Source organism: Corynebacterium sp. EPI-003-04-2554_SCH2473622 (assembly GCF_001665955.1).
Lineage (GTDB): Bacteria > Actinomycetota > Actinomycetes > Mycobacteriales > Mycobacteriaceae > Corynebacterium > Corynebacterium pseudodiphtheriticum.
Map to the genome: position 1 here is coordinate 1 of NZ_LZMN01000077.1, position 25,615 is coordinate 25,615.

Annotated in this window: 20 protein-coding genes and 3 pseudogenes; 13 read left to right on the forward strand and 10 right to left on the reverse strand. The window is 55.4% G+C overall.

Features of this window, described 5'->3' with window-relative positions:
- Positions 1 to 862, forward strand: an 862-nt coding sequence (locus A5774_RS08890; protein WP_197490278.1) for a Fic family protein, incomplete at its 5' end; no start/stop codon positions are given.
- Positions 863 to 892: 30 nt separating this feature from the next.
- Here A5774_RS08890 and A5774_RS08895 read toward each other — a convergent pair.
- Genes A5774_RS08895 through A5774_RS08905 form a run of 3 tightly spaced genes read right to left on the reverse strand, consistent with a single transcriptional unit; the run spans position 893 to position 6,954 of the window.
- On the reverse strand, positions 893 to 2,131 hold the full coding sequence (locus A5774_RS08895) for a GIY-YIG nuclease family protein (protein WP_064834438.1): 1,239 nt from the start codon (positions 2,129 to 2,131) through the stop codon (positions 893 to 895).
- Complete coding sequence (locus A5774_RS08900) at positions 2,132 to 4,228, reverse strand: DEAD/DEAH box helicase (protein ID WP_231892404.1); 2,097 nt, start codon at positions 4,226 to 4,228, stop codon at positions 2,132 to 2,134.
- A gap of 2 nt (positions 4,229 to 4,230) precedes the next feature.
- Positions 4,231 to 6,954, reverse strand: a complete 2,724-nt coding sequence (locus A5774_RS08905) for a DNA methyltransferase (protein WP_064834440.1) — start codon at positions 6,952 to 6,954, stop codon at positions 4,231 to 4,233.
- 399 nt (positions 6,955 to 7,353) lie between these two features.
- Between A5774_RS08905 and A5774_RS08915 the strand changes: the two are divergent.
- Together A5774_RS08915 and A5774_RS08920 are read left to right on the forward strand one after the other, a co-directional pair.
- Positions 7,354 to 8,569 (forward strand): annotated as a pseudogene (locus tag A5774_RS08915) (IS3 family transposase).
- Between the two features lie 344 nt (positions 8,570 to 8,913).
- Positions 8,914 to 9,594 (forward strand): hypothetical protein, encoded by a 681-nt coding sequence (locus A5774_RS08920; RefSeq protein WP_064834444.1) that lies wholly within the window; start codon positions 8,914 to 8,916, stop codon positions 9,592 to 9,594.
- Between the two features lie 1,179 nt (positions 9,595 to 10,773).
- Here A5774_RS08920 and A5774_RS08930 read toward each other — a convergent pair.
- Together A5774_RS08930 and A5774_RS08935 are read right to left on the reverse strand one after the other, a co-directional pair.
- Positions 10,774 to 11,418 (reverse strand): tyrosine-type recombinase/integrase, encoded by a 645-nt coding sequence (locus A5774_RS08930; protein ID WP_064834448.1) that lies wholly within the window; start codon positions 11,416 to 11,418, stop codon positions 10,774 to 10,776.
- A 51-nt stretch (positions 11,419 to 11,469) separates the two neighbouring features.
- Positions 11,470 to 11,772: a hypothetical protein gene (locus tag A5774_RS08935; RefSeq protein ID WP_156519601.1), complete on the reverse strand. Its 303-nt coding sequence runs from the start codon at positions 11,770 to 11,772 to the stop codon at positions 11,470 to 11,472.
- A gap of 186 nt (positions 11,773 to 11,958) precedes the next feature.
- On the opposite strand from A5774_RS08935, the pseudogene A5774_RS08940 reads away from it, so the two are divergent.
- The 6 genes and pseudogenes from A5774_RS08940 to A5774_RS08965 form a co-directional block, all read left to right on the forward strand.
- Positions 11,959 to 12,339, forward strand: a pseudogene (locus A5774_RS08940) (transposase); the annotation flags it as partial.
- A 363-nt stretch (positions 12,340 to 12,702) separates the two neighbouring features.
- Positions 12,703 to 12,882 (forward strand): hypothetical protein, encoded by a 180-nt coding sequence (locus A5774_RS08945; protein WP_064834452.1) that lies wholly within the window; start codon positions 12,703 to 12,705, stop codon positions 12,880 to 12,882.
- 189 nt (positions 12,883 to 13,071) lie between these two features.
- The gene (locus A5774_RS08950) at positions 13,072 to 14,379 is read left to right on the forward strand and encodes a DUF3100 domain-containing protein (protein ID WP_064834454.1); all 1,308 of its coding nucleotides are present in this window, start codon (positions 13,072 to 13,074) and stop codon (positions 14,377 to 14,379) included.
- Positions 14,380 to 14,495: 116 nt separating this feature from the next.
- Positions 14,496 to 15,719: an amidohydrolase gene (locus A5774_RS08955; protein WP_064834456.1), complete on the forward strand. Its 1,224-nt coding sequence runs from the start codon at positions 14,496 to 14,498 to the stop codon at positions 15,717 to 15,719.
- Positions 15,720 to 16,005: 286 nt separating this feature from the next.
- A complete protein-coding gene (locus A5774_RS11365) occupies positions 16,006 to 18,387 on the forward strand; it encodes a Rib/alpha-like domain-containing protein (RefSeq protein ID WP_064834458.1) in 2,382 nt (793 codons plus the stop codon).
- A 67-nt stretch (positions 18,388 to 18,454) separates the two neighbouring features.
- The gene (locus A5774_RS08965; RefSeq protein WP_064834460.1) at positions 18,455 to 19,153 is read left to right on the forward strand and encodes an alpha-ketoglutarate-dependent dioxygenase AlkB; all 699 of its coding nucleotides are present in this window, start codon (positions 18,455 to 18,457) and stop codon (positions 19,151 to 19,153) included.
- A gap of 280 nt (positions 19,154 to 19,433) precedes the next feature.
- Here A5774_RS08965 and A5774_RS08970 read toward each other — a convergent pair.
- A pseudogene (locus tag A5774_RS08970) lies at positions 19,434 to 20,141 on the reverse strand (trypsin-like serine protease); the annotation flags it as partial.
- A gap of 120 nt (positions 20,142 to 20,261) precedes the next feature.
- Here A5774_RS08970 and A5774_RS08975 point away from each other — a divergent pair.
- From A5774_RS08975 to A5774_RS08985, 3 genes are all read left to right on the forward strand, one after another.
- Positions 20,262 to 21,068: a hypothetical protein gene (locus tag A5774_RS08975; RefSeq protein ID WP_023019174.1), complete on the forward strand. Its 807-nt coding sequence runs from the start codon at positions 20,262 to 20,264 to the stop codon at positions 21,066 to 21,068.
- 23 nt (positions 21,069 to 21,091) lie between these two features.
- A complete protein-coding gene (locus A5774_RS11015; protein WP_082936187.1) occupies positions 21,092 to 21,292 on the forward strand; it encodes a hypothetical protein in 201 nt (66 codons plus the stop codon).
- Between the two features lie 61 nt (positions 21,293 to 21,353).
- A complete protein-coding gene (locus A5774_RS08985; RefSeq protein ID WP_231892408.1) occupies positions 21,354 to 22,736 on the forward strand; it encodes a phosphatase PAP2 family protein in 1,383 nt (460 codons plus the stop codon).
- Between the two features lies 1 nt (position 22,737).
- Here A5774_RS08985 and A5774_RS08990 read toward each other — a convergent pair whose 3' ends face one another.
- From A5774_RS08990 to A5774_RS08995, 3 genes are all read right to left on the reverse strand, one after another.
- The gene (locus A5774_RS08990; RefSeq protein ID WP_021353773.1) at positions 22,738 to 22,980 is read right to left on the reverse strand and encodes a hypothetical protein; all 243 of its coding nucleotides are present in this window, start codon (positions 22,978 to 22,980) and stop codon (positions 22,738 to 22,740) included.
- Positions 22,937 to 23,290, reverse strand: coding sequence for a hypothetical protein (locus tag A5774_RS11370; protein WP_126856434.1), 354 nt, complete (start codon positions 23,288 to 23,290; stop codon positions 22,937 to 22,939). Before A5774_RS11370 ends, A5774_RS08990 begins: the two co-directional genes overlap by 44 nt.
- Positions 23,291 to 23,377: 87 nt before the next feature.
- The gene (locus A5774_RS08995) at positions 23,378 to 24,469 is read right to left on the reverse strand and encodes a 2,3-butanediol dehydrogenase (protein ID WP_027018416.1); all 1,092 of its coding nucleotides are present in this window, start codon (positions 24,467 to 24,469) and stop codon (positions 23,378 to 23,380) included.
- Positions 24,470 to 24,665: 196 nt separating this feature from the next.
- On the opposite strand from A5774_RS08995, the gene A5774_RS09000 reads away from it, so the two are divergent.
- A complete protein-coding gene (locus A5774_RS09000) occupies positions 24,666 to 24,992 on the forward strand; it encodes a hypothetical protein (RefSeq protein ID WP_231892405.1) in 327 nt (108 codons plus the stop codon).
- Positions 24,993 to 25,034: 42 nt separating this feature from the next.
- On the opposite strand, the gene A5774_RS09005 is transcribed toward A5774_RS09000, so the two are convergent.
- Positions 25,035 to 25,544, reverse strand: coding sequence for a 2'-5' RNA ligase family protein (locus A5774_RS09005; protein ID WP_023019180.1), 510 nt, complete (start codon positions 25,542 to 25,544; stop codon positions 25,035 to 25,037).
- Positions 25,545 to 25,615: the final 71 nt, after the last annotated feature.

Here is a 25,615-nt window from a genome sequence, read left to right on the forward strand (position 1 = left end):
GGTGGCTGACACAGCTCCAGAAATGGCGCGTTTTATAGCAGAACTGAACTCCGAGACGTTTGCGGCCCTGCACCCCGTGGTGCAGGCTGCGTATGCGCATTATGCGTTTGTACGTATTCATCCATTCGCCGACGGCAATGGCCGGATAGCACGGGCATTGGCAAGTATCTTCTTATACCGCTCTCCCGGGGTGCCGCTGGTTATTTACCATGACCAACGAGCCCATTATCTGGATGCGTTGGAAGCCGCCGACGCCGGTGATTTCAAGCAGCTAGTGCGGTTCTTTGCCGAAAAATCAGTGGACACAGTGCTTTCGATCACCGAGGACCTGCGTGAACATGCAAGCGAAAGCTACGGCCAGGTAGATGATGAGCTAGCCCAGCTTCTCAACGCTGACGCAGCGCCGAAAGACGTGCAAGAAGCAGCGACCAGGCTGCAAGAACTAGTACGCAGTGCACTACAAAGCGAAATTGATAAATGCTCGGTCAAAGATCAGCTGCAGCTAAAAGTTTTCAGCTATGCCGACCCGCCACAGCATATCGTCGACTCCGTGGAGGAACCGTTTACTTTGCTTGACGGCAGCCTCGGGCTAGTAATTAGCGCAAAGACGATGAAAGTAAAGAAAGAAAGCCACTATTGGGATGTGGTGGCACTGGCAGTAACGGATACGAACGACGAATCACCCGCAACAGCAGCTGATTTACGTCTGCGGTCCGTTGGAGGTCAAGACTTTGATGTGTTTCAGCGTGAGCTCATCCCCGCGGTCTCCCAAAGTCTGCGAAACCGCACACAATCGTATGCCAAGGTGGTGCTCCGAGAGTTCCTGCACCACTTGAAGCAGCTTCTCTCCAAAGAACAGTGAGCACACCCAGAATCCGTCAATAGGAATCGCTTAATCCCGCCGGACCAACCGCTGCGCCGCAACGTCGTAGACATAGTGCACGATTTCGCCGCTGATGATCTTGTCGACGGCATCGACAATTGCTTCCAACGGGGCGATAAACCACTCGGTGGCTGCCGGTTCCGTGCCGCGTGTGATCTTTAGCCGCGCCGGGGCAAAAACCCGGTGCAACAAGTGCTCCAGCGCAGACGGCCGCAGGTTATACGTGCGGAACGTCTCGACGATCTCCACCGGCGCGTGCAGATACGTCGCGGATTTCTCTGCACCTCGGATGCGCTGTTCCACGGTGGTGGTCGAATACCCAATCTTGTATAAATCGCGCAGGCTAGCGATCTCGGGGTCCGTGCTCAACGAGCGCAAGACGTAGATCCAACCGGATAGCTTATCGGCATCGCCGATCTCATCCATCGTCACACTGCGGTTATAGGCGAGGACTTTACCGTCTTCCTCATACAAGCGGATGGCAAAGGACTTCCGGTACATCGACGATTCTGTGCCGTTTTCAAACACCACCCGGAGGCGTTGCTTGGGCAGGCCGTTGTTTTCCAATGGCGCGCCTGGTTCTGGATCGTAAACTTCGGCAACGAATGCCAGACTGCCGCGGACCACATAGAATTTTCCATCGGTAATGGATTGTTCACTCTTGAACTCCGCCAACACCACCGAGCCGTCGGCAAGCTGCTGTTGCTTCTCCTTAAACGCCTGGCGGAATGGCTCGAAGTCCTTGACGCGGGTGCGCTCAGCAACCGAATCTGAGGATTTTGGTTTGCGCCTCGGCAAACTTGCAGTGTCGTAGAGGTCGGCATCAACACCGTCGGCCTCGTCCAACAGATCAGCTAAAAAGTCGAAGTCAGAACCCGCACCGCTGCCATCGGCGCCATCACCAGTACCCTCGAACAACTCTTCCAGTGTCTCCGGAACTTCCGGCTCGGCGAGCAGCCCGACGTCGTCAAGATGCCGCAGATGCTGCTTCTTCTCCTCGCTGTTGAGGATGCCCACCAGGCGCGCGCCCAGTTTGCGCTCGGCAATCTCACGGGTATCCGGGTCCGGGCGACGCTTATGCTTGTCGTAGAATTCCAGGATCTCGATAAAGGCGCGCTCCAGCCGATCTTCCGTGGTGATCGGGCGTGGTTTCACGGGAGCCTCGAACAGGCCTTCGTCGTCGCCCTCGAAAAGATCGATCAGCTCCGGCGAAAGACCAGAATCATTCGGGGATGCTGCATCGGACATTTACGCCTCCTCGTTCTGAGCTGAATCCTGCGCGGATTGCTCGGCTCTCCTGCGCTTCTGGGCCTGGTATTCCGCACGTTTTTTCTGTAACCACAACAACGCCTCACCCATGCGGCGCTCGCGTGGCTCCTTCGAGCGGTGGTTGGGCACCCGCCCGTGCATCTGCTTAAAACGCTTGATATCCGGGGCCAGCTGCATGGCCTCCTTTTCCGTCATTTCGATCTTCGTCGCCGCGATCGCGTCCTGCACCGTGGCCAGCACCTTCGCGTTGACGGATTTGGACATGATCTCGTACGCCTTCTGGAAAGCGTTGATGGAATCAATCAGGTTGATATTGATGTCGTTGATGTTGATGAAGCGATCGGCCAGCCGCAGGAAGCGGTCGTCGCCAACTTCGCGCACCTCGCTGGCTTTCAGGGTGGTGTTCGCGATGACGGCCTGGCGCACTTCCTCGACTTCCTGTTCGCTCAAGTCAGGGTAGCGCTCGCGGATCACCCGCGGGATATGCACCTGGTTTGTGGTTTCCGGTTTGCAGCCACCAATGGAGCCCTTGGCGACGTTTTCGTCTTGCAGTACTGCCGCGGTGAGATCCGGCAGGTCTGAGGCCACGATCTGCTTCGTGCGTTCTGTGGACGGCTCCTTGAACCCAGTGATGTAGATGCTTTCCTGGGTGCCATCGGCAACGGTGGAGCTTCGGCGCTCACTACCAGCGCCGGTACCATCGGCGGCATCTGCGCGGTCCAAGTCGGCGTCGGCAAGATCCGGTTTTTTCGCTTTGAACTGGAAATTGGGCGCCAGCACTTGTTCCATCAGCAGGGAAGCGGTGATTGCTTTGAGCATGCTGTTCACAGCCAGCGTGACGTCGTCGGTCTCTGCGTCCGGCTGCGCGATCAGGTTGGTGAACTGCGCGTGTTCTTTGCCGGGGCTATCGCGGGTGATGCGGCCGATGATCTGGATGATCTCCGTCAGCGAATTACGGTAGCCGATGGTCAGCGCGTCTTCGGCGAAAGGCCAGTCGAAGCCCTCTTTGGCCATGCCCAGGGCGATGATGATGTCGACGGCGTCGCGCTGTTTGCCTGCGACGTCGGAAAGATACGTCAGCACCCGGGCGCGCTGTTTCATGTCCGTGTCCGTCACCAAATCGGCTACGCGCACCAGCTCGCCGGTATCGTGACGGCGTACCTCGAAGATGCCGTGCTCGTCCGTGCCCACTGGGGTGCCGATGACGTCCATGATGCGGCCGACTTCCTCGTATTTGTCTTTCGTGGAGTCGGAGGAATTGACCGACGGGATGTGGATGATGGTTTTGCGGTCGAGGTTGAGCACTTCGCCGATCGAGTCGGTGTAAGCGCCTTGGTAGAAGTGGTGCCCGATGCCCAGGGATTTGAGGTAGCGGTAGCCGTTGAGCTGGTCGTAGTAGTTGAAGCGCACCGGGGTGAATTTTGCTTCGTCTTCCGGGGTGAGCACCGGGGTGGAATCGCCCCGGAAGTACGAACCCGTCATGGCGATGACGTGCACGTCGGATTCTGCCATGGCTTTTTGGATCAACGCGCCCAGGCGGTTATTTTCCAGGTCGGCGCTGACGTGGTGGAATTCGTCGATAGCGAGTACGCAACCGTTGAAGTCGTGTGGGCTGAGTACGTTGAAGGCGTAGCGCAGCGTGGCATGGGTGCATACCAGGATGGCATCCGGCCCGGCCATGAACTGGCGGAAGGCCTCGACTTTGCTTTTTGTGGAGCTGGGCCCGCAGAGGTTGTTTTCTGGCTTGATGGTCCAGTCGGTGAAAAACCCGTGGGTGGTCAGATCCGTGTTGGAAAATGATCCGCCGATGGAGCGTTCCGGCACCGCCACGATCACCTTCGTGCGCCCTTGGTTGAACAGCTTGTCCAGGGCGACGAACATCAGGGCGCGGGATTTTCCGGAGGCCGGTGGGGCTTTGATGAGCAAGTATTGTGCGGCGCGTTGCTCCCACACGCGGGCTTGCATCTCGCGCATGCCCAGCTCATTGGTGGTCACCGATCGCCCCGATTGTTTGTAGGTGACGTCGATCATGTTCATGGTTTTGTCTTCGCTTGCCGACGGCTGCTGGTTGCTCATGGTTAGTTTTCTCCTGCGGTCATTTCTTCGTATCGTTTGAACAGTTCGGCTAGGCGCTCATCGTCGGAGTGGAAGGGCTTGCTTCCACGCTGGTAGATCTTGTCGACGAGCGCGTCATTGTTGTCGTGCGCTTCGCGGAGCAAGTCCGGCATTTTGTCTGGATCGTAGAGTTCTGCCAGGGTGTTTTCGCAGTAGTACTCACGCACATCCAGGATCCGCAGTGCAGTTTGGGTGAGCTGTTCCTTGGTTTTCGGTTTGAGATCCGGCACCGGGAAATTGTTGTAGACGATGGTGTTGGAGTATTGGAAATCTTCTCGCATTCTTCCACCGACAGCGCCCAGCCAAGCCATGTGCATCTTGGAGGTCAGCAGAGCGAAGAGCCATGGTTCGGCGTCATAGATCGCGAAACCTTTGTTAGAAATAACCGTGTCTGGCCCAAGGAACCCGATTGGGACATACTCGCGACGACCCGAGGAAATACTAGGCACAATGATGGACTCGGTGGGTTTATAGGCCCGCTGACGGAAACGATGTGGGTATTCAGCATAGTCGCGGGTGGATGCGGCCTTGCTATCCAGACGGAATTTCTTAATTGCATCAAGACGCCGGTCGATGTCAGGGATTGCTCGGACCTCCGGGACATCTTCGTCATTGATCCATAAACAATAACGCTCTTCGCCACGAATAAAATCAGCGGCACCCACGTAGTGCTTAATGAATTTGCGTGCGTGGGGGCTGTTTCCAACCAGATCGTCTCGTTCACGGCGATCGAGATTGAGAAATCCTCCGTCTGTAGGTTTAGATCCAAAGAGCATTTTTGGGAGTTCTGGGCGCAACGGAGTTGTTCTCCGCGGAATTGTAACTAGCGGGCCGTCGGCAAGATAACCGTTGATTTGCTTTGCCTCAATACGGGTATCGCCATCGAACAAATACTTCTGTTTAGTACTAGGCAGGCGCAAAGAAATTACGCAAACCGTAACACCGGCATTACCCCGTGCGCTGTTCGTCCATTTGAATGAGGTGTACGCGTAGCCAATTTCTAAGCCCATATTGAAGAGCTCAGGAAAGAGTAGAGATACATGATCACCTTGGGCTACCGAATTCGTACTGACGAATGCGAGCTGAGCATTTGATTCGCGAATGAACTTTGCACCTTTGATGAACCAAGCAGAAATATAATCTTGGTTTTTTGAAAAAGGTCGACTGCCGTATGCGAGTGCAAGATCTTCCTTTTGTTCCTTCGACTGCATGCTAGAGCCGAGGTACGGCGGGTTGCCGATCAAATAGACCTCGTCGTCAGAATCGTGCGGGCAGATTTCTTCCCAGTCCACGCGGGTGGCATTCGCACAGGTGATCTGGCCCATGCTGCGTAGCGGGATCATATGTAGCGTGACACCAAACTTATCCTCGAATTCCTGGTTCATCTGGTGCTTGGCGATCCACAGTGCAAGGATGGCCACTTCCGTGGCGAAGTCGTCGATCTCAATGCCGTAGAAATTGTCGATTTTCACCACGGACTGTTCGAACAGTGTCTGGCGCTTTACGCTCAGAGTTTCCAGACGCTGCAAGATTGCGTGCTCCAGGCGACGTAGCTCCTTATATGCAATGACCAGGAAGTTTCCGGAACCACAGGCAGGGTCGAAAACCTTGATATTGCCGATGCGGTGCAACAGCTTTTCTAGCCGTGGTGCGGAATCATAGGCGGCTTCAAACTGCTGCTTGAGCTCGTCGAGGAACAACGGCTCGATGGTTTTCAAAATATTCGGCACCGAGGTGTAGTGCTGGCCCAATTCCGAGCGAGAACCACTGTGGACCACTGCCTGGAACATGGAGCCGAAAATATCCGGGTTGATGTCCTGCCAAATCAACCGGCCCAGGCGAATCAACAGATCCCGGGATTTAGCGTCGAAGTGTGGTACCTGGAAGCGTTCGTCGTTGCTGAACAAGCGACCGTTGACGTAGGGGAAAACCTGCAGATGGGCCGGGGAGTCCGACTTATCTGCGACATCGAGGGCAGCGAAAATCTCCTCGATGATGGTGTTGGTACCCGTGCCGTCCTCACGCGAGTGCGAGGCAATAGCCTGGGTGAACGAACCATCCGGGAACAGCCCGGTGTCCTCTGCGAAATAGCAGAACAATAGGCGGGTGAAAAAGACGTTGAGGCGGTGGCGGTCTTCATCCGTCTGCAGGGAGACCGCGTTAGCTTTGACTAGCGCGTCGAAAAGCTCACCCATATGCTGGGCGGCTTTTGTGTCCGCGTGCTTTTCCGCAGCAAACTGCGCCTTTTCCATGCCGGCCCACGGCAAGAAGAAAGAATAGTGCTTCGCCAGCTGGCCCAGCGGGAAAATGCGGTTCTCGTTAGTCTTAATATCCACCGCGGCCAACCAGTGGTAGTCCGTGGCGATGACAAACCGCGTGTTATAGCGGATGACGCGCTCGTGCGTGCGCAGGTGCTGGACGGCGTCGAGAAGCTTCGCCTCGCGCTCCGCCGGGGAGGCGGGGGCGTCGGCGTCGACAAGCGGGCGGAAGTAGACGATGTTCTTCTGGGCATAATCCCGGGAAGGATCTTCCGCCACGTTGTAGCTGCCCTTGCGCAAACGCGTGACATTAGACTGCGCGCGGCCATAGGCGAGCAGGAGGTCGAAAAGGAGATCATCGCCGAACTCATCCTGCTCCGCGATCTGCGTGACGCGCTGCTCAATTTCCCGGACGCTAAGCGTAGCCACCTTGGGTTTATCCTTTCGCCGACAATTCTCTGCTTAGAGTGTAGGCGATTGGGGTGGGGAAGAGGGGGGCGGCGGAGAGCGTTAGTGAGTGGAGCAACGGTAGGTAGTGGCCGAGCCTGGATAGAGATCCAGCCCACTCTCGGCTGAGGTTGAGGCGGGCTGAACGATTGTCAAGATTATATTTTTTAATAGTGTTGACCCAAATTTGCATGGATAGCGTGTAAAACGTAGCGAACTGTTTCAGGTAGAGAACCGATTTTAACTAGAGTATCGAGAAGTTTAGCTTCGCGTTTAGTCGGGGAAGTAGCTGTGCCGTCCTCGAGAAAGAAAGCAGAAATTGAGGTTACCACTCGTTTAGTGGACACCCTATTAGTACGGACCTTGTGTCCGTAGGACAGGATGTTCATTGTGAGTTCGTCAAGGAAAAACTACACCCCGGAATACCGGCAGGAGGCTGCCAGACTGGTCATCGAATCGGGGCGCCCAATCGCTCATGTAGCTCAAGGAGATAGGTGTAGCCGAAGGCCTTGTGGACAAATGGGTCAAACTCGAGCGGGAACGTCAAGGCTCGGTAGATGGCCGCAGTGATGCCGATATACGAGCCGAAAACGCTCGTCTGCGTCGTGAGTTAGCTCAGGCCAAAATGGATAATGAGTTCTTGTCAAAAGCCACCGCCTTCTTCGTGGCGTCGCAACACAATCGGAAAAATTTGAGCTAATACAGCCAGAGCAAGGCGAACTACAGCATCAAACGAATGAGCAGGTTATTAGAGGTTTCCCGTTCTGGCTACTATAAATGGGAAAAGGCTCAAGCAGTACGGCATCGTGGTGAAAATCAGCGCCAGAGATTCCTCGACCAGTTGGACAAGCGTATTCATGACATCTGGGAGGATTCTGACGAAGTCTACGGTGCCCCACGTATTACCGCAGAACTCGCTGAGGATGGGGTCTATGTGAATCGCAAAACCGTGGCCAAGCGTATGCGGATGATGGGTATTGAGGGCATCTCGCCCAGGGCGTTTGTTCCGGTGACTACGATTCAATCCAAGCACAAGTCCACGCTTGCCGACCTGGTGAAACGGCTATTTGATCAAGGGCAGCTTAATCGGGTGTGGATGTCGGATATTAGCTATCTACGCACGAATAAGGGCTGGCTGTACCTGTGCGTTATCCGCGACGGGCACTCCCGCCGAGTCCTAGGCTGGCCCATGGATAGTGTGCAAGATTCTTATCTGGTTGAACGCGCATTGCGTATGGCTCATGCCTTGCGTGGTGAAGTACCCGACGGTGTGGTCTTCCACGCGGATCGTGGTACCCAGTTCACAAGCGAGAAGCTGTGGCAGGTCTGCCAAGAACTAGGGATTGCGCAATCGGTCGGCCGGACTGGTGTGTGCTTTGATAACGCGATGTCAGAATCATTTTGGTCGACATTGAAGACTGAATTTTATGACCGGAAGAAATGGGCTTCGCGTGATACAGCCCGAAAGGCTGTGGCTTGTTGGATTGAGATTGTCTACAATCGGCGCCGTCGCCACTCAGCAATCGGGATGATCAGCCCTGTCGATTTCGAAGCCCAGCTCGCTGACCAAGACGATAAAAAGAAAGCCGCTGCTTAACCACTAAGTAGCTTAATTACGTGTCCACGATTTGCGGGCAACCCCAGAGCCCCTTAGAGGGCTCCACTAAAGGAACAGATACAGGCGATAGCCTGGAGATGTAACTAGGTAGGTTGATACCGGTCTTAGGGGCCGGTCTCCAGTAGCCCCTTGAGGGGGCTAAGGGAAATTAGCCAGCCTCACTGAAGAGGCTGGAGTTAGTAACGGTCTACGTTCGTAGCCTCGTTGATTCGGTTATTCACCGCGTCAGGAAGTGTCCTGTTTCGGTCTACGGAATCGACCAGCCTAAGCGAGGTACCCGCTTCTGTCAGGCTCAACACGACGGGTAGAAGTATTCTTAACGCATGGGAATATTGAACACCCTTACCGCAGCAATCGCGTCAGCCGCCGCCGGTGCGTTAGTGTCATGGGTTATTTCATTCTTGCAGGGTGAAAAGTTAATCAAGAAACTGGAGTGGAGCGCCTTAGCACTATCGGAATCGTCCACGTCTAAGCACGCCGTAGCGATGCAGAGTGTAAGAAACCAAGCAGAGGCAGGGCTTTTAGCGTCGCATTTCGCACCGAAAACAAGCTACCGTGCAGCGGTTCTATTCGCGATAGCCATGAGTGCCATTCTCGGACTTAGGACAGATGAACCAATCCACTTTCAATTAATAAATGATGCGATTTTCGTGATGGGGATTATTTTTGTGTCTTTTTATGCTCACAAAAAATTCTGCAAACACCGAGCCGTGCGACTGTATTTTTTGAACAACAGTATCGATAAGGCCCTAGCCATTGACGAACAAGATTATAAAGAGATTCTGGACACCAAAGCAATCTTGAACATCTTATCCCTAGCAGCCTCAGGTGTGGCCATCACCTTTATTAGTTACAGTGCCTGGAGCCAAGAGCCGGTACCGGCGTGGACAATTCTAGTTTTGGGATTGTCTTTGTGCCTATTCGTAACCGGGTTCCTTGAATCGCGGTTCGTAGCCGACAGAATCGCCCGGCGATGGTGCGATAAACTCGCTGAACAGCGATAACGGACGCGAGTAGGTAGCGCCGACAAAACCGTCATGACCTGTTCGATGTCACTACTACTAACCTTCACAACACCCGAGGGCAGGAGGTGCAAATGGCAATCATCAACGAGTCCGGTCTCTACGATGTTGCGGGGCGGTCCTCGAACAAGTTCTACGGTCCTAATCCTCGTTTCCCGCAAGCCGGTGCCATAACTACCCCGACGGGGTAAAATAAGTGATTTTTGCGAGTCTGTGACCAGCGTTTTTAGAAACGCAATTTCGCTATACGCCCGTCTAAGCGATTTTAAACAATATCCTGGAGTGATTTGCCTAGAGAGCTAATTTCAACGCCTTAGAATCGATTCTAGGGCCTTGAAATTCTACCTCTTAACGCCCTGTTAAAGCAGGGCGTTTTATCTTTTTATCCCCTACTCAACAGAAAGCGATTACCACCGTGCCAGCGTATTCAAAAGACTATCTCGAAGAGCGAGAGGCCCTAGCTCTTATCGGTCAACGCCGTTGTGTTAGATGCGGCGTCGTTTACGGCCTCAAAGACGGTTTCTCAGTAGACGCATCGTGTGCCAATCGGAGGGTTAGCGTCTGTAAGCGATGCAGAGCTAAACAAGCCCGAGAGCGCCACCACCGCGCGGACTCGTTGCAGGGCGCGCTAGACAACGGATACAAGCGCGCCACCCGCCACCGGCGTAAGCGGCGCAGGATAAAACCAGAAACACTAATCAAACACTGGGAAGCTCACAGGGTTGACCCTATGACGTGTTTTTACACCGGGGTTGAGCTAACCCGGGAGTTGCACCAACCCAACACCCGGAACATAGACCACGTGGAGCCGTTGTCTAAGCCCGGTAGTCGTGGCCACGTCGTAGACAACCTAGTCCCGTGCTCAGAGGCGTTCAACAACTACAAGCAATAACAACGCGCCGTAGAAGCGGCTCTAAGAGCCCCTGAAAACCTAAGAGCGGTCAACACCTACAACGGAGCTACAGACGCTCTAGGAGCACCTATAGCCCCTCCACTGGTAGTCACGGACGCCTAATCCAGGTTGACCTTACCCATGAGTTCACCCGGCCTTGACTCACGAACTTTCATGTAGACACCAACGATGGTTGTTGTGTCTTCCTGGCTTAACACCCGGCCTATTTCCTTTGGAGTCGCCCCGGATTCAGCCAGTTTTGTGATAAGTCAGTTTCGGCCGTAGTGAGGGGTAATCTCAGCGGTCACCCCGGCCTTAGCCTTAGCGATGCTGAAACGAGAGCGATAAGAGGTATCAAACACCGGCGCGCCCGATTCTGTGACGGTCACGAACTGGTTATCCCCGGGTTGGTACGTGGCAATATGGTCACGGACGTAAGGCAGAAACTCTTTCAAGATAGGAACTGTTCGATAGCCCGCGTTAGTCTTTGGGGGATGAAGTTCCATCTTCACACCACGGCCTTGTTTAGGCACGCGCACGAGGTTTCCCTCTATTCTCACACTCGCAGAATCAGAGTTCACGTTAACGTGTTGCCCCTTGAGTCCGAGCGCTTCCCCGAGTCGTAAACCGTGGAAGAGAACCAACACCGTTATGAGCTTGTAGCGATGCGGCATAGCGTGAAGAATCGCCTTGAGGTCTTTGGTCTCTGGTAGTTCCTTTTGCTTAGCCTTAGTGGCTCTTAGCGACGCCCGGATATACACCGGGTTAGAACTGATGTAGCCGTAGTCAACGGCTAGTTGCATCGCAGCGCGCAGCTTTTGATACGCCCTGGAGTTCCGAGCCTGATTAAGCGGATAAGCAGCCACCGTCTCACGCCACCAATCCGCAACGTGAGCCCGGGATAGTTCGTCCACTCGCATCCTGCACAACCGTTCGTTGCCTAAAACGCGTATCTGAACCATTTCCTAATAAGCCTTGAAAGTGGAATTGCGAACGTTAGGCTTAGCGACCTCGAGCCAGATTCGCACCATTTCCCCCACCGTGGGAATCGCGGGCGTCTGTGGTTCTGGCTCTTTTGGCTTAGGCGGTTCCCATTCCCCGCTCTTGATTGCCTTACGCACCCCGGCAAGGTAAGCGTAAGCGTCTAGTTCGTCCGCAAAAGTGGTTTCACCGTTGTAACGAACACCGTCCACTGTGTAGCGGGCTTGAAAACGGCCCCCGGGAAGTTCCCGGATACTGCCAAAATTTTTGCCCTTAGATTTGCCCAATTCGTGACCTCGCTGTGCCAATAAGCACCCCGCGCCAGCCGGGCGGGTGGACTAGCGCAAGGGCGCCGGTAAAATAAAAAGCGGGTTATACGACAAAAAGTGTGTCCGTATGGGTGGGATCGACGCAGATGAGAGTGTCAGGATGTTTGTGTGTGAGGCTCTGATCTAGAAGGAGTTTCACAGATAATGACTACTGTGTTACCAATGAAATGCCATGCCCCGGCAAGGGTCAACGAAATCAGCGAGAAGCTGATGGAAAACCCTTGAGATGGAAAACCCTTGAGCTCGCCAGCCTGATAAGCGAGCTGTCGAGCTCTGCTGATGATACAAGAGACCTGGTCAAAGGTCTGTTGCAGGCAATCGATGAGCGCTGGTCTGCAGGCAGAAATGGATGCACATTTGGGCTATGGCCATTCCGACCGCAAGGCCAAAGCCCAGCTTGAGACCACCTACGGAAGCAATCACCGCAACGGGGTGTATACCAAGACCATCAACTCTGGTTACGGGGCCTTAGAAGTAACCGTGCCTAGGGATCGTGCTGGCACGTTTACGCCCCAAATGGTGCCTATTTCTATAGGGTTGTCAGGCAGCTGTGTGTAAGTTAAGCCACCAGTCGCAGGCGATGCGTTGTTTCTCGTCGCGCAGTCCGCGGTGGGCGTCATGGGTATAGCAACTTTTTGTTGCCGCGTTTGAATTTAGGGATCTGCTCGAAGGCGACGTCTTTGATGTAGGTTCTGGCTTTAAGCTGGGCACTCCAACACTGCCGAGTAAACTGTGGGCTAGCCGCCGAGGTTTAGCGAATCCAATGAGATGCTAATCATTTCTTTGGCGGGTTTGTTCATGTAACAATGGGTGCATCGAGAGCTTCGTTCTGAACGCGATTTAAGCCCGTGATCAATCCCGAAAGCCCAGAATGAGAGAGGATGTCAGATGAGGACTCCACATCTGCACAATCAGAATGGCCGGGTGATCGCTCGGCTGAGCGACGGCAGGATCGTTCGAGAAGCTCAGATTCACGATCCAGCCGATGGCTTAGAAAAAGGTTGGGAAGCGACCGGGAGATATCTTCGCGAGGCGATCGACAGCTACAAGACCATGACGATGAATTAACCAATCCCGATACCGTAGAAATTGATCGCTCACAACGCGATTGCGGATTCCATCCGCCGTGAGGCTGTGCCATTAAAACGCGGGCAATGGATATTTGCTGCACTTACCTTTGTTTGCAGTTCACACTGTCATTACACAGCGTGAATACAGCATTTTGTGCGGTGTCGTTCATCTAGTTAAATTCCTTATATGGGTGAAACTATCGCACGCCTGATGCATTGGCGCCTGCACCTGGTCGTGCTGGTGCTCGCATGCCTGGCAGAGGCCATCGGCATCATCCAGATCGACATCGGCATCGGCACGGTGGTTCTGCTGCCGTTGCTGTACGCGTTTTTCTTCTCACTGTTGTTCAACCCGAATATTGTTTCTGGTCTGGGCAACGTCGTCGGTAAGCAGGGCGCAGGAATTGCGCCGCGGTGGATTCTCATCTGCATGATGCCGTTCATGGCGAAATTCGCCATCGGTATTGGTCCGCAAATCGGCGACATCATCGCAGCCGGGCCAGCGTTGATCCTGCAAGAACTCGGCAACGTTGCCACACTGCTGATTGCCATGCCCGTGGCCGTGCTGCTGTTCAACATGGGGCGCGAAACCATCGGTGCAACACACTCCATTGCGCGGGAACCAAATATCGCGCTGGTTGCGGATAGATACGGTCTGAAATCCTCCGAAGGCATCGGCGTGATGGGCGTCTACGTCATGGGCACCGTCTTCGGCGGCGTGTACTTCTCGCTGGTGGCCGGGCTATTCGCTTCCTGGGAGGTATTCGATATTCGCTCGCTGGCCATGGCCTGTGGCGTGGGCTCCGGCAGCATGATGGGCGCGTGCTCCACGGCCTTGGCAGAAACCGTGCCGGATGCCGCCAACGAGATCAGCGTCTTCGCGGCCACCAGCAACCTACTTACCTACGGCACTGGATTATTCGTCTCCGCGTTCATCGCGCTACCGCTAGCAGAACGCCTGTTCACGGTGCTGGCGAAAGTGCGACGGCAGAAGGCGTCGGCAAGCAACTTCAGCGCATACACCGACGAAGAATGGGAATCCGGCCAAGAAGGCGACACCGAGCTGCCGATCCGCACAGTACTGGCTGCGCTGGTGTGGGTTTGCGCGCTGGCGCTGGTGGTGAACTGGGTGAATTCCGGGGTGAACCCGCTGGCTGCGGCCCCGGGCATGGTGATCCTCTACGTTTGCTGCATTGGCGGTCTGCTGATTACGAAGTACGTGCGCATTGGTGTGCCCAATGTGGCGTGGATTTCTGTGGTGGCTATCCTGGCAGCGTTGCCGTTTTTGCCATGGTCGGAAGCATTCATTGCCGCGACGGATCAGCTGAATATGCTGGCACTGCTCACCCCGGCGTTAACGTATTCCGGGTTGGCGATCTCGCGCACGGAAGTCTCGATCTTCAAAAAATCCGGCGTACAGATTACCGTGATCGCCCTGCTGGTGTTCACCGGAACCTTCGTGGGATCCGCTGCGATTGCGAATGTGCTGCTGTAGGGCGCTTGCTGTAGCGGGACTGTCGTGGCGGGCCGTTGCGACTGGCCTGTTGCGGCTGGCCGCTGCGACGGGCTTGTAAAAGAACTGGATAGCTGAAGCTGTAAGGAGCAAACTTCATGGATGCTAGTAGCGCGGTTACTACGATCATGGGCGACTACGCCTCGGTGGAGCAGTGGCAAACCGAGATTTACCTGGATCTGCACCGCAACCCCGAGCTGAGCATGCAGGAGGTACGCACGCGCGGGGTGATCGCTCGTGAGCTGGAGGCGCTGGGGTATCGCGTCGACAAGATTGGTGGCGGGCTCGTTGGCACGCTGGACAATGGGCCAGGGGCGACGGTCATGTTGCGCGCAGATTTTGATGCACTGCCGGTGCGTGAGGAAACCGGGCTGGACTATGCCTCGACGGCAACGGCGGTGAACCCAGAAGGCAAGACCGTCCCCGTCATGCACGCCTGCGGGCACGACTGCCACGTGGCATCGTTGCTGGCGATGGGGGCGCTGATGATGCGCCACAGTGAGCAGTGGTCCGGCCGGTTGCAACTGCTATTCCAGCCGGGGGAAGAGACCGGCGAGGGCTCGAAGTCGATGGTTGCCGACGGGCTAGTGGAACGCGTCGATAAGCCAGATGTGGTGCTGGGGCAACATGTATTCTGCGGCCCAGTGCCAGCCGGTCAGATGGGCGTGGTGCCAGGGCCGTTCATGTCGACGGCGGTGAACGTGGACATCACGCTGCATGGGCGCGGCTCGCACGGGTCGATGCCACACCTGGGCGTCGACCCGATTGTGCTGGCAGCGCACGTGGTGCAGCGCTTGCAGACGATCGTGGCGCGTGAGCTGAGCCCACATGAATTCGGGGTGGTCACCGTCGGCGTCGTGGAAGCTGGCACGCGCCCGAACGTCATCCCGGAAACCGCGCGGTTGAAGCTGAACGTGCGCGCCTACGACGAAGCAGTGCGCGCACGGATCCTCGCCGCGATCGAGCGGATCACTCGCGGGGAGGCCGTAGCTGCCGGTGCGCCGCGGGAGCCGGAGTTCCGCTATTACGAGTCCTTCCCGGTCACAGACAATGACGACGTGGTGGCCAGCCGGTTAACCGCGAGCTTCAGACGTGACCTCGGCGAGGCGAATGTGCACCGCATCGAACCACTGACGGCATCGGAAGATTTCTCCGTGCTTGCCGACGCCTTCGGTGCACCGTACTGTTTCTGGCTACTGGGTGGGGCGCCAGAAGGCGTGAGTATTCCGAACCACAGCCCGAAATTCGCGCCGGTTCTGCAGCCGACTCTAGCAACCGGAACCCGGGCGTTGGTCTCGGCAGCGTGTGAGTATTTGCGCTGATCAGACGATTGATTGGATTATTCGATTAAAAGTAATGTCGATTTTCAGGCGAAAAATCGACATTAAACATGTCTAATGTCGATTGCGTAAACATATCGGGGGATGTGCTCGTTGCCGGGCGCCGTCCGTCGCAGGTAGTTGCCCGCTGTGGGGTGGCACCGACTGTGGGGCGGGCACATACAAACCGAAGCGCATAGCCTTGTTGAGCGGTATTTGTTTAGGATAAGCTAATCCGGTGCAAAAATCTCATAACCTCCGCAAAATATGGATTGCGGCCGCAATAAGCATGTCTGTTACCGGCATACATCTTAGCGTTGTACAACCAGCTTTTGCCCAACCTGCGACGCAAGAAGCAGCACGTGGCACAACGCCGGATAGTGAAAAAGCGCCCGGCGAAGTACCACGCGGTGAAGTGCCACACAGTGAAACCGCGTCAACGCCGCAAAAAGAGCAACAAAGCAAAAACCATCAAGTCACCGCGACGTTTGCTGCCGGGGAAGTCACCAGAGACATTCTTATCGACGAAAAGCGCGGACGCGGCTGGGTAGCCGTCGACAAGCTAGGAGAGAGCCCCAGCGGAATAACGTGGTTCGACCTGGAAACCCAGAAACCATCTGAGACCGTGTACTGGGCGCCAAGCAAAGAAGCGCTAGTACAGATTTCTCTGAGCAACGACGGAAAATACATCTACGCTCTGCACCAACGAGAAGGAAAACTCACCGTCTTTAATGCAGATGACGGAACCGTGGTACGCCAGATTTCTGGGACCCCGAAGTTTCCAAAGGGCATGGTGGAAGACACAGATACCGGTGCAATCTACATTTACGATTCGAAATCCCTGGTTCATGTAGATCCCACGAACGCAACCGTGAGTGCGCCGATCCCCGTTAGCACCGAAAAATACCCGTCGATTAATGGCCTAGTCTACGATGCAACCCGCAAGATGCTGTGGATCAGCGCAGGCCGCGAAAACGTCATCACTGGGTATAACACCGCAGCCAAGCAATGGGTACAAGACCTGGCTATTCCCGTCGCGGAAACCAGTTTTCAGGGGGCCGCAGTAGGCGGGCGCCCATACGAGCTAGCTTTTGACTCAGAACTCGGGCACCTGTACGTCGTCGTCAAGCCAACTTTGCAAGACGAGTTCACAGAAAGCAAGATACTCACACTCGATGCAGCGACCGGCAAATTCCTCGGCATGCCGATCGAGGTTGGAACCAAGGTTAACTCGCTACACGTTAACCCGCGCACACACGAAATTTATGCGGCAGCAGCTGACGACAACCGTGTGTCAGTCGTGAGCCCAGAAACCTGGACTGTCGCCGAAAAGATCGATTTCACTGAGCTGGGCGTCACCAGCGGCTACGGTACTGGCGAAGCCAACCTCGCTGTCGTTACGGGAAACTCTACGGGCGATGTCGCCTACGTTTCACACCCCTATAAAGAACGATCCCGAGTAAGCCAGCTGCATCGAACCGGGCCAACACCGGCGATTACCCCCTTGCAGCCTGCCGACGAGAACCAGAAACCACCAGTCGACGCCGACAGCACAGGCTGGAACGGCCCCGAACAACCCCAGGATGTGGCAGTCCACAAACCGGCTAGCGCCGTCGATGTAAAAGAGGCGAATTTGCGCTGGGGAATCAACGAATACCTGAAGGCGTGGTCCGTAGAAGCCCTAGGAGAAGCGGTGACAGTGGACAACTACCTGCCAAGCTTCACCCGGGCTCAGGGGTGGTTCGATACAGCCACTAAACAAGCGCACCTGTCCTTCGGCAACGGTTTCCGCATCAAGCATTACCCCACGCTCGCCCCGCACGTAATTACGACGATGGGTAATCCCGAACTACAGGTCAATGCAGACGGCTCCGGTGCCTTGACAATGGACGTTGCCTGGTCAGTCTACGAAGATAAAAAGAGCGACGGTTATAAACGCGTCACGGTCGCCACGTTTAGCTCTTCGACAATAGACATTGCCGGTGGAGACATCACCTTCGAAGCAACACCAGAATTCTACGGACGTGCCTACCAGGGAGAAGAGAAGCAATATCCCAACTCGTGGCCGAAAGAATTCATCGATTATCTTTCCCCGGACACCCGGGCATGGTGGTACACCACGGGGGCCAGCCTGGATGCGGATAAAGCACCCGCACCGATCAAACTGACTGCCAAAATCCCAGTCGCGGATGCGCCAGCAGGCAGTGATCATGGAGATAACCAGGACTCCGCAACCCCGGACGCGAAACCTGGAAAGACCATGGCGGAAGAATATTCGCCCGAACCACACACCTCAGTCACAGTTGCCCCTGGCGTAGCCGTCCAGGCAGAAGATGCCCTGATAAATACTGCGCAATTGCCAGCAGACACCACCTATGCTTGGAAAACACCGCTTGACACCTCCCGGCCGGGAATACAGACCGGCACAATTGTCGTGACCTACCCAGACGGCTCGACGGATGAGGTCACAACCTTCATCGTTGTCGATGACCAACCAGCAACGGCACAGCCGGATAACACGCTCGGTAAAATCTTCAAGGTCATCACCGGGCTCGGAGTAATGGCAGCAGTATTTGGGGGCATTATTCATTTGTTGAATAACGATCCAGGCTTTGCACAACTGAAGCACAACGTCATGGAGATGCTAAAAGGAATCGGGATTCGCCTATAAACGGGGTAGCGCCCGCTGTGGGTTGCCACCCGTCGACACAGCCCACAGCAGCCGATACGGTGAGAGCATGTTGTTTGATTCTCTGCCGCGCCCGAGTGAGCGCATCGCGCCGGGCGTGGCGCACCTGCCGGGGTGGTTGGGCGTCGACAAACAAGCAAAGCTGGTGCGCGAGGTTCGCGAGATCGCCCGCACATACGCGGATACTCCGATGGCGATGCTGCGCCCGACGTTAAAATCCGGCGGACAGATGAGCGTGTACCAGCTGCATTTAGGCAGGTACTGGCACTATCCGAGTTACCGATATGTCGACAAGATTGCTGGCACCACCGTCCCACCAGTACCCGAAAGCCTGGTGGCGTTGGCGCCGGTGGCGTTGCGCGCGGCAGCAGAGGTTGCCGAAGAATTAGCCCCGTGGGTAGAGACCTTCGTGCCAGAGATGGTGCTGGTCAACTACTATCCGCCGGGTTCCGGGATGGGCATGCACGTCGATGAATTTGAGGAATCCCGGGCGCCGGTTATTTCACTATCGATTGGTGACGAAGCGTTGTTTCGCATGGGGCATACCGAATCACGCACACAACCCTGGGACGATGTGACGCTGTGCTCCGGCGACCTGGTGGTTTTCGGTGGGCCGAAGCGTTTTGCTTATCACGGGGTGGTGCGCGTGAATGATGCCACGCTTCCCGACGGCTGCGGGCTGGCAGAAGGCCGGATCAACATCACCATCCGGCAGGTTTCTGCGGCGCCGAAGCTGCAGGGGCGCTGAGCGGGGGATTTGCTTAAGGATTTCCTAGGCGATCGTAGATGCAGGCGTGCTAAGAAGACGACAACCCCAAGCTGGAGCCACCAGCACCACCACCTGGGGTGGCTAGCGGCCCGCGTGGTGGCAAGGGCTGTGGATTCTTGGAATTCGGATTTTCGGGCTTAGCGACGGGAGGTGCGGGCTCAGTGTTTGGCTGCTCGGGCTTGGCGACGGGGCCATTCTGGTGCGCGGCTCCCTGGTGATTGTCTGGGGCAGTTGTATCCGGGCGTTTGGCTTCGGCGTCGGAGGGCGTCTCGTTAGTGCTCGGCTGTGCTGGGGTAGCGGTGGTCTGCGCAATCCAATCGCCTAGCCCATGCAGCGAAGCAAACAGCGAGAAACGCCCACCACCTTGGGGAGCTTTAAACGAGGTCACCCCGGCGACCTCACCGTTGACAAAAAGCGGCCCGCCGGAATCGCCGCGCCCGGCTGTGGCCTCGTCCAAATACTGCACGAGGAATGCATCATGCTGGCTTTCCTGCGGCCGAACCCCGGAAGAAGTTTTACCAACAGCAGCGCGGGCATACTGCAAGGTCTTGCCGGTGCCAGCACCCCAGCCGTACACGCGTCCCTGCTCACCAAAGCTCACCGGTGTGTGGCGAACCTCGCGGATCAGATGCTGTGGCAACGCATCGGTGACATGCACCAACGCCACATCGCCGTGCGGCGCCCACACTGCGTAATCCGAGGTGAACCGATTTTCTTCCCGGTGTTGCTGCTCGCGGGTGGTGCCAACGTAGACCGATCGCTGCAAATTGGGAACCTCGACGCAATGCTGGGCGGTCAGCACCCACTGAGGAGCAACCACGGTGCCAGTGCAGCTGGCCACTTGAACCACGCCTTCGGCAGCGGTGTCGGTGGTGGCAACATCGGTTCCGTTTGTCAGCCCGGTGGCTGTTGCTGTTCCGAAGACACTGAGAAAACTTGCTGCAACAAGGACGGCTATTTTCCGCATACCCTTATCTTAGTACTAGCAATCAATATGTTCTATAAGCGAATAATATACATAGTTGTTAGAATTCAGCTATCGCAAGTTGCTCGATTTTTTGACGAATTACGTCTCTGTGGGGGTGGGATGAATTCAAGCCGAAAAAGCGCGAATTTTCTCGGCGAAAATCCGCCGTTTTCTAAAAGCCGAGTAAATAAACAAGGAAGTCTTTGGCGTGATGGTCAAGACTTTGAAGTCAAAGTGATTAATGAATACATCGCATTTAATGCAGTGTATGTTGAAGAATTACTCTCGATTACAGAGCAAATTACGTCTGGATTCATGATGAACATCAGTCCTGCAGGTGATGCCGTGACTCCAGACTCGGGTTCGTACTTATTATCTGCACGAGTAAAGACTAAAGACACCTTGCTTGAAAAACTGCAGAGGTTGCAGACCACGCCGTTAATGAACATTCAAGATGTAGCTGGCATTAGGTTTGATTGCGATCTGTCGCTGACTGAGCAAACAGAGGTTGCAGAAGTTTTTAAGCGCGGATTCGAAAATAGTGGTGCGAAGCGTGTAGATATCAGGGACTGTCGGGACGAACCCCACTCGGGATATCGCGCTATTCACCTCCATATCCGAGGTAATGCTGGTAGAAGCGAGATGCAGATCCGGACGGCTTGGCAATCTAAATGGGCGAACTATTACGAAGAAGCTGCTGATATTTTCGGAAGAGAAATTCGTTACCTGCACGAAGGAGCAACGATGCCTCCGAAGGCACAAGGCGTTGTGATGCAGCTACTTGAAGCGTCGACGGAAATTGCTGAGTTTGAACAACGCACAGACAGCGATTCACACTACAGTCGTGACCATGTTCGTAATTTCCGCAGACAAATCGATGATAAACTTTCACGTATCCAAGCTGAATTGCGGCAGCAGCGAATCTAAGACTGAAATGGAAGGCTAATGTTATGGCGTCATATCTAATTCAGTACCACCGTCGTTCAGGGGAACTAGACATCCATGAATTTGACTCGCTGCCAGAGGCAACATTGAGGCGCCTCGAATTGGATGAGGCCAATGATGACCCTGATCTCGAAGTTGTTGCCGTTGCCAGTGAGAGCGAAGAACATCTGCGGCAATCCCACTCTCGGTATTTTTCGAAGGCGTAATCCAACCGCAGCAGTGAACCCTTCAATCTCATTAGATGCTCTGGGATAATTCATTGTGAAAATGTTTCTTACATCCCGACGCCGTGCTACTTCGCTGTTAACTGCCGCCGGAGCCCTAGCAGTTGTGGCTGGGGCTCCTAGCCTTGTGGAACAGCACGGCGGCACTGCGCACTCCATGGCAGCAGAAGCCTCATTGCAAGCCCCACTTAACGCGAACACCACGCACCTGGCACTCCCATTCGAGATCCCACAGTTGCAGCTGCCTGCCCCGAAACTTTCCAGCGAGCACGGCGCGGGGCCAGAGTACAGCCCGCTGAGCTCGATCGGCGCGAACCCACAACACCACGCGGGCGCCCCGGTGCCGCAGCCTTTCGATGTCAGCTACCTCACCGGTTACGTCTCCGATGTGTCTTCTTACCGGTACGGCATCTATTACGAGGTGGTGCGAGAATTTAAAGACCTGCGCAGTAACCACCCGGAGGTGATGCAGAAAAACCTGGACATCGTCGCCGAGTACAACAATAATGCGCAGCAAGAACGCGTCGACAAGGCCATTCGCGATGCCCTGGCGGATAAAGATGGCGTGCTTTTTACCGCAGCTGAGGCTCTTGGCGACGAATTCGGCCGGCATTTTCTGGCTGCGTTACACGAAAAGCGGCTGCCGAAAACTGAGTTCCTACTGGGCAATGGCTATGCGGCTCGCGCGGGTGGAATCGCTAGCTGGGGTCGCGCGGAAAAGCTGCTGTTCAATAACGACCGCCCATTCGTGCAAGCCCCGGAGCGCATTCAGCGCCATGAGTCGCCGGAACGTGAGCTGTACGACGGCTCGAGCAAATCTTTCCCGTCTGGGCACACTAACCAGGCGACGTGGATTACTACGCTGCTGGCCATGATGCTGCCGGAGGTGGGTACGCAATTGCTGGCGCGCGGTTCTGAGGCTGGGGAATCGCGACTGGTGATGGGCGTGCACTTCCCTCTGGATGTCATCGGCGGGCGCATGACCGGGCAGGCGGCCGCGGCTGATCGGTGGAATGATCCAAAAATGCGCGATGCGTTGCTGCAAGCGCGTGCAGAGATCGTCGCAGAGATGGAATGGCGTGCGGGCAAGCCTTTCGCCGAGATGATTGCCGAAGACTCGCATGCGCTCAGCGACCAGCAAGCAGAAGCCGATTACACACGACGCATGACCTACGGCTTCGCACCAATTTTCGCGACCGATGAACCGGTGAACGTCCCCACAGCGGCACCAGCGTTACTGGAAACCCGCTTCCCGGAACTCAGCTACGAGCAGCGTGCTGAAGTACTGCGCCACACCGCCTTGCCGTCCGGCTACCCACTGGATGATCGTGACCCAGCCAAAGGAGACTGGCAGCGAATTAATCTAGCCCGCGCCTGGAATGCACAGGTAAGCATCGGCGCGGGCGGGGAAGTAGTGGTGAAATAAGTTAGTCGTCGAAGATGAGGTGGGTGTTCCAATTTCGGCGCCACCATTGTTTAAGCTTTGTACCAATACTGGTGTCGGCTGGAGTGCTTGTGCCCCGTTGGAGTTCATCGGTAGCTTCTGGAGGCACCGGCGCACCGGCGAGCTCGTAAACATAGCGAGGGAGAATTTCGCCAGTGAACTTCGTGCCTTCTACTGCGACTTCAGCAATCGTTTGGCGTACCCGAGGATTGGTTTCTTGGGGCATCGCTACCTCCTGTATCGTCCTGCTTCCGATTATCGTCGTTCAATGTTTCTAAGGCAAGACCAGCAATTAGTGCTTTTTCGGTTTTTGTAATGAGTGAGCTTTGGTATAAGGCTTTTGTATTTTGCCAGGCGGCGCTACGAACTCGTTCATTGTCATTAGCGATATTTTCGATTGACCAAGTATAACGTTTCCACCATTCCGAACGATTATCGCTGTTCGTTCGCTGTTGGATGGTGACAACTAGCCCTATAAGGCCTGCTAATGCAACAACTAACTGTGCTGCTTGCAGAACTATTTCTGCCGTATCCATAAAAATCCCCCGATTGTCCTCACAAGCTATAGCTCACAATAAAGCATAGCGCAGAGAAAAACGGGGGAAAGAGTTAACCAGGAAGAGCTATTTCTCCAAGCCCTTGCCAGATGGCGAGACGAGGATCTTCACGGCGGTTTCGTTGCGGTGAATGAGTGTGTCGAAACCTTCGTCGATCAGTTCGTCCAAACCAATGCGCGCGGTGACAAACGGCGTGAGGTCCACGCGTCCATCTTCGACCAATTTGATCGCAGCCGGGTGGTTGTTGACATAACCAATGGTGCCGCGCACGTCCAGCTCTTTCAGCACAATCTTGTTTAGGTCCAGCTCAGCAGGCTTGCCCCAAATCGATACGATCTGCAAAACCCCGCGTGGGCGCAGCGCATCCATGAGCGTGTCGAAAACCACCGGAACAGAGGTGCATTCGAAAGCCACATCGGCGCCGACACCGTTGGTAAGCTCCTTGATCTTGGCGACGACGTCGACTTCTTCTGGGTTCAGCGCATGATCAGCAACCCCGGTTTCCAGGGCCTTCTCGCGGCGCGCTTTGGACAGCTCGGAGACGACGACGGTCACGCCAAACGCCTTCAACACAGCCGCGGTGAGCAAACCGATTGGGCCCGCACCACCGATGAGTGCAACTTGGCCCGCGGAATCCTCGCCCACGCCAGCGCGTTCCACGGCGTGGTAACCCACGGTCAGTGGTTCAATGAGCGCGGCGTGATCGAGGGAAACTTTATCGCTGATCTTGTGGATCCACCGACGCTTGACGACGACATTTTCCGCCAGCCCGCCGCCGCGGCCACCCAGCCCGATGAAGTTCATGTTTTCCGACAGGTGGTAGGTCTTGGATTCTGGGCCGGTATTAACGTCTTCACTGATGATGTAGGGCTCGACAACGACATGATCGCCCACGGCCAGGTCATCGATATCATCGGCTACTTCGGAGACCACGCCACAGAATTCGTGGCCCATCGTCACTGGTGGTTCTTCGCCACTGATGGGGTGTGGGTTGCCGTGTGAAGGGCAGAAGATCGGGCCGTCGAGGTATTCATGCAGGTCAGTGCCACAGATCCCACACCAGGCAACATCAACGCGGGCGGTACCTGGTTGTAATTCTTGTTGCTCGATGTCTTCGATACGGATGTCGTTGCGATCATAAAAACGTGCAGCTTTCATGGTGCCTCCTCAGGTCACGGCGTGTGTATAGACAGCCTGCGGCGGTAGCGTGGCCAGGCTGCAAATCGGATGAATGTCGAAGAATGATGTGCTATAAAATTCCGGAACCTTATGGTCCCCATCATATAAGCAGTGGCGTGTGACTGGCGTATGTTTTTTATCACGAAGACTGCGCCGCAAAGACCAGAGACATTGCTTGCCAGCGTTGCATTATGAGTACCCCACAGAAATCGTCGCCAGGTTGCGCAGCGAAGTCGAAGATGGCTCGCTGGAATCGTTTTGCTTAGAACTGGGGATTGACCTGCTGGTTTTATTCGGAAGCGCATGTACTGATGCGCACAGTGCGGGGGATGCGGATCTTGCTTATTCAGTTGATTTTTCTCGCACCAAAGAAGACAGGCCGAATCTTCTCGACGTAGCCACGGCGTTTTATGTCCGATACGGGGTTGATGCTGGGGACACCATGGACTTCATGAATTCAGCATATTGCTACGACGACTTTGGATATCGTGGATTCACATAGTCGGCGCGGTTTTGAAACGCTAATCCGTGCTGGAAAATAATGCTAACCACCCGCGAGCAGCCGTTTTTCTTGCGTCTTCGGGCGCCAGTACGCGGCTTCCACTGCGGTGAGTTCTTTGAAATGCGACGAGGTCAGCTCATCCATGGCCTGTAAATAGCCGGGGATGTGTTTGCGGGGCAGGCGCAAACCCATGGTCAGGTGGGGCGTCCACAATGGGCCGTGGCCATCGGGGTTGGCTGCGCTGATTGTGCTGGCGGCAATTTCTAATTCCCGGGTGGTCTGCAACAACCACGCCACGGTCTGTTTGCTCTTAGTACCGAAGATGACGTTGCCCACCCGCCGGAATTGAGCCGGGATCACCGCGGGTAATAACTCGGCTGCCAACTCGACGACGCTGGGATCCATCGCCGCGGAAAACGTCACCGTAATATGTGGGCGCTGGTTTTGCACCGGAAAGCCCCGGGCAGCCAAGCCAGCGAAAATCTCGCGGATGCGCTGCTCTTGTTTTTCCGGCAGATAGAGCAGGATATTGTCCGGGGAATTTTTACTCACACCAACCACCACTCATAACACCCAGTAATAGCAGTGTTGGCGAGCAAAGTCAGCCAAGCGCGGGCGTCCTC

Bases quoted from the DNA above. Each gene is read 5' to 3' on its own strand.
- A5774_RS08895 (WP_064834438.1), bottom strand. From the start codon at position 2,131: ATGTCCGATGCAGCATCCCCGAATGATTCTGGTCTTTCGCCGGAGCTG.
- A5774_RS08900 (WP_231892404.1), bottom strand. From the start codon at position 4,228: ATGAGCAACCAGCAGCCGTCGGCAAGCGAAGACAAAACCATGAACATG.
- A5774_RS08920 (WP_064834444.1), top strand. From the start codon at position 8,914: ATGGGAATATTGAACACCCTTACCGCAGCAATCGCGTCAGCCGCCGCC.
- A5774_RS08945 (WP_064834452.1), top strand. From the start codon at position 12,703: ATGAGGACTCCACATCTGCACAATCAGAATGGCCGGGTGATCGCTCGG.
- A5774_RS08950 (WP_064834454.1), top strand. From the start codon at position 13,072: ATGGGTGAAACTATCGCACGCCTGATGCATTGGCGCCTGCACCTGGTC.
- A5774_RS08955 (WP_064834456.1), top strand. From the start codon at position 14,496: ATGGATGCTAGTAGCGCGGTTACTACGATCATGGGCGACTACGCCTCG.
- A5774_RS11365 (WP_064834458.1), top strand. From the start codon at position 16,006: ATGTCTGTTACCGGCATACATCTTAGCGTTGTACAACCAGCTTTTGCC.
- A5774_RS08965 (WP_064834460.1), top strand. From the start codon at position 18,455: ATGTTGTTTGATTCTCTGCCGCGCCCGAGTGAGCGCATCGCGCCGGGC.
- A5774_RS08975 (WP_023019174.1), top strand. From the start codon at position 20,262: ATGAATTCAAGCCGAAAAAGCGCGAATTTTCTCGGCGAAAATCCGCCG.
- A5774_RS11015 (WP_082936187.1), top strand. From the start codon at position 21,092: ATGGCGTCATATCTAATTCAGTACCACCGTCGTTCAGGGGAACTAGAC.
- A5774_RS08985 (WP_231892408.1), top strand. From the start codon at position 21,354: ATGTTTCTTACATCCCGACGCCGTGCTACTTCGCTGTTAACTGCCGCC.
- A5774_RS08990 (WP_021353773.1), bottom strand. From the start codon at position 22,980: ATGCCCCAAGAAACCAATCCTCGGGTACGCCAAACGATTGCTGAAGTC.
- A5774_RS11370 (WP_126856434.1), bottom strand. From the start codon at position 23,290: ATGGATACGGCAGAAATAGTTCTGCAAGCAGCACAGTTAGTTGTTGCA.
- A5774_RS08995 (WP_027018416.1), bottom strand. From the start codon at position 24,469: ATGAAAGCTGCACGTTTTTATGATCGCAACGACATCCGTATCGAAGAC.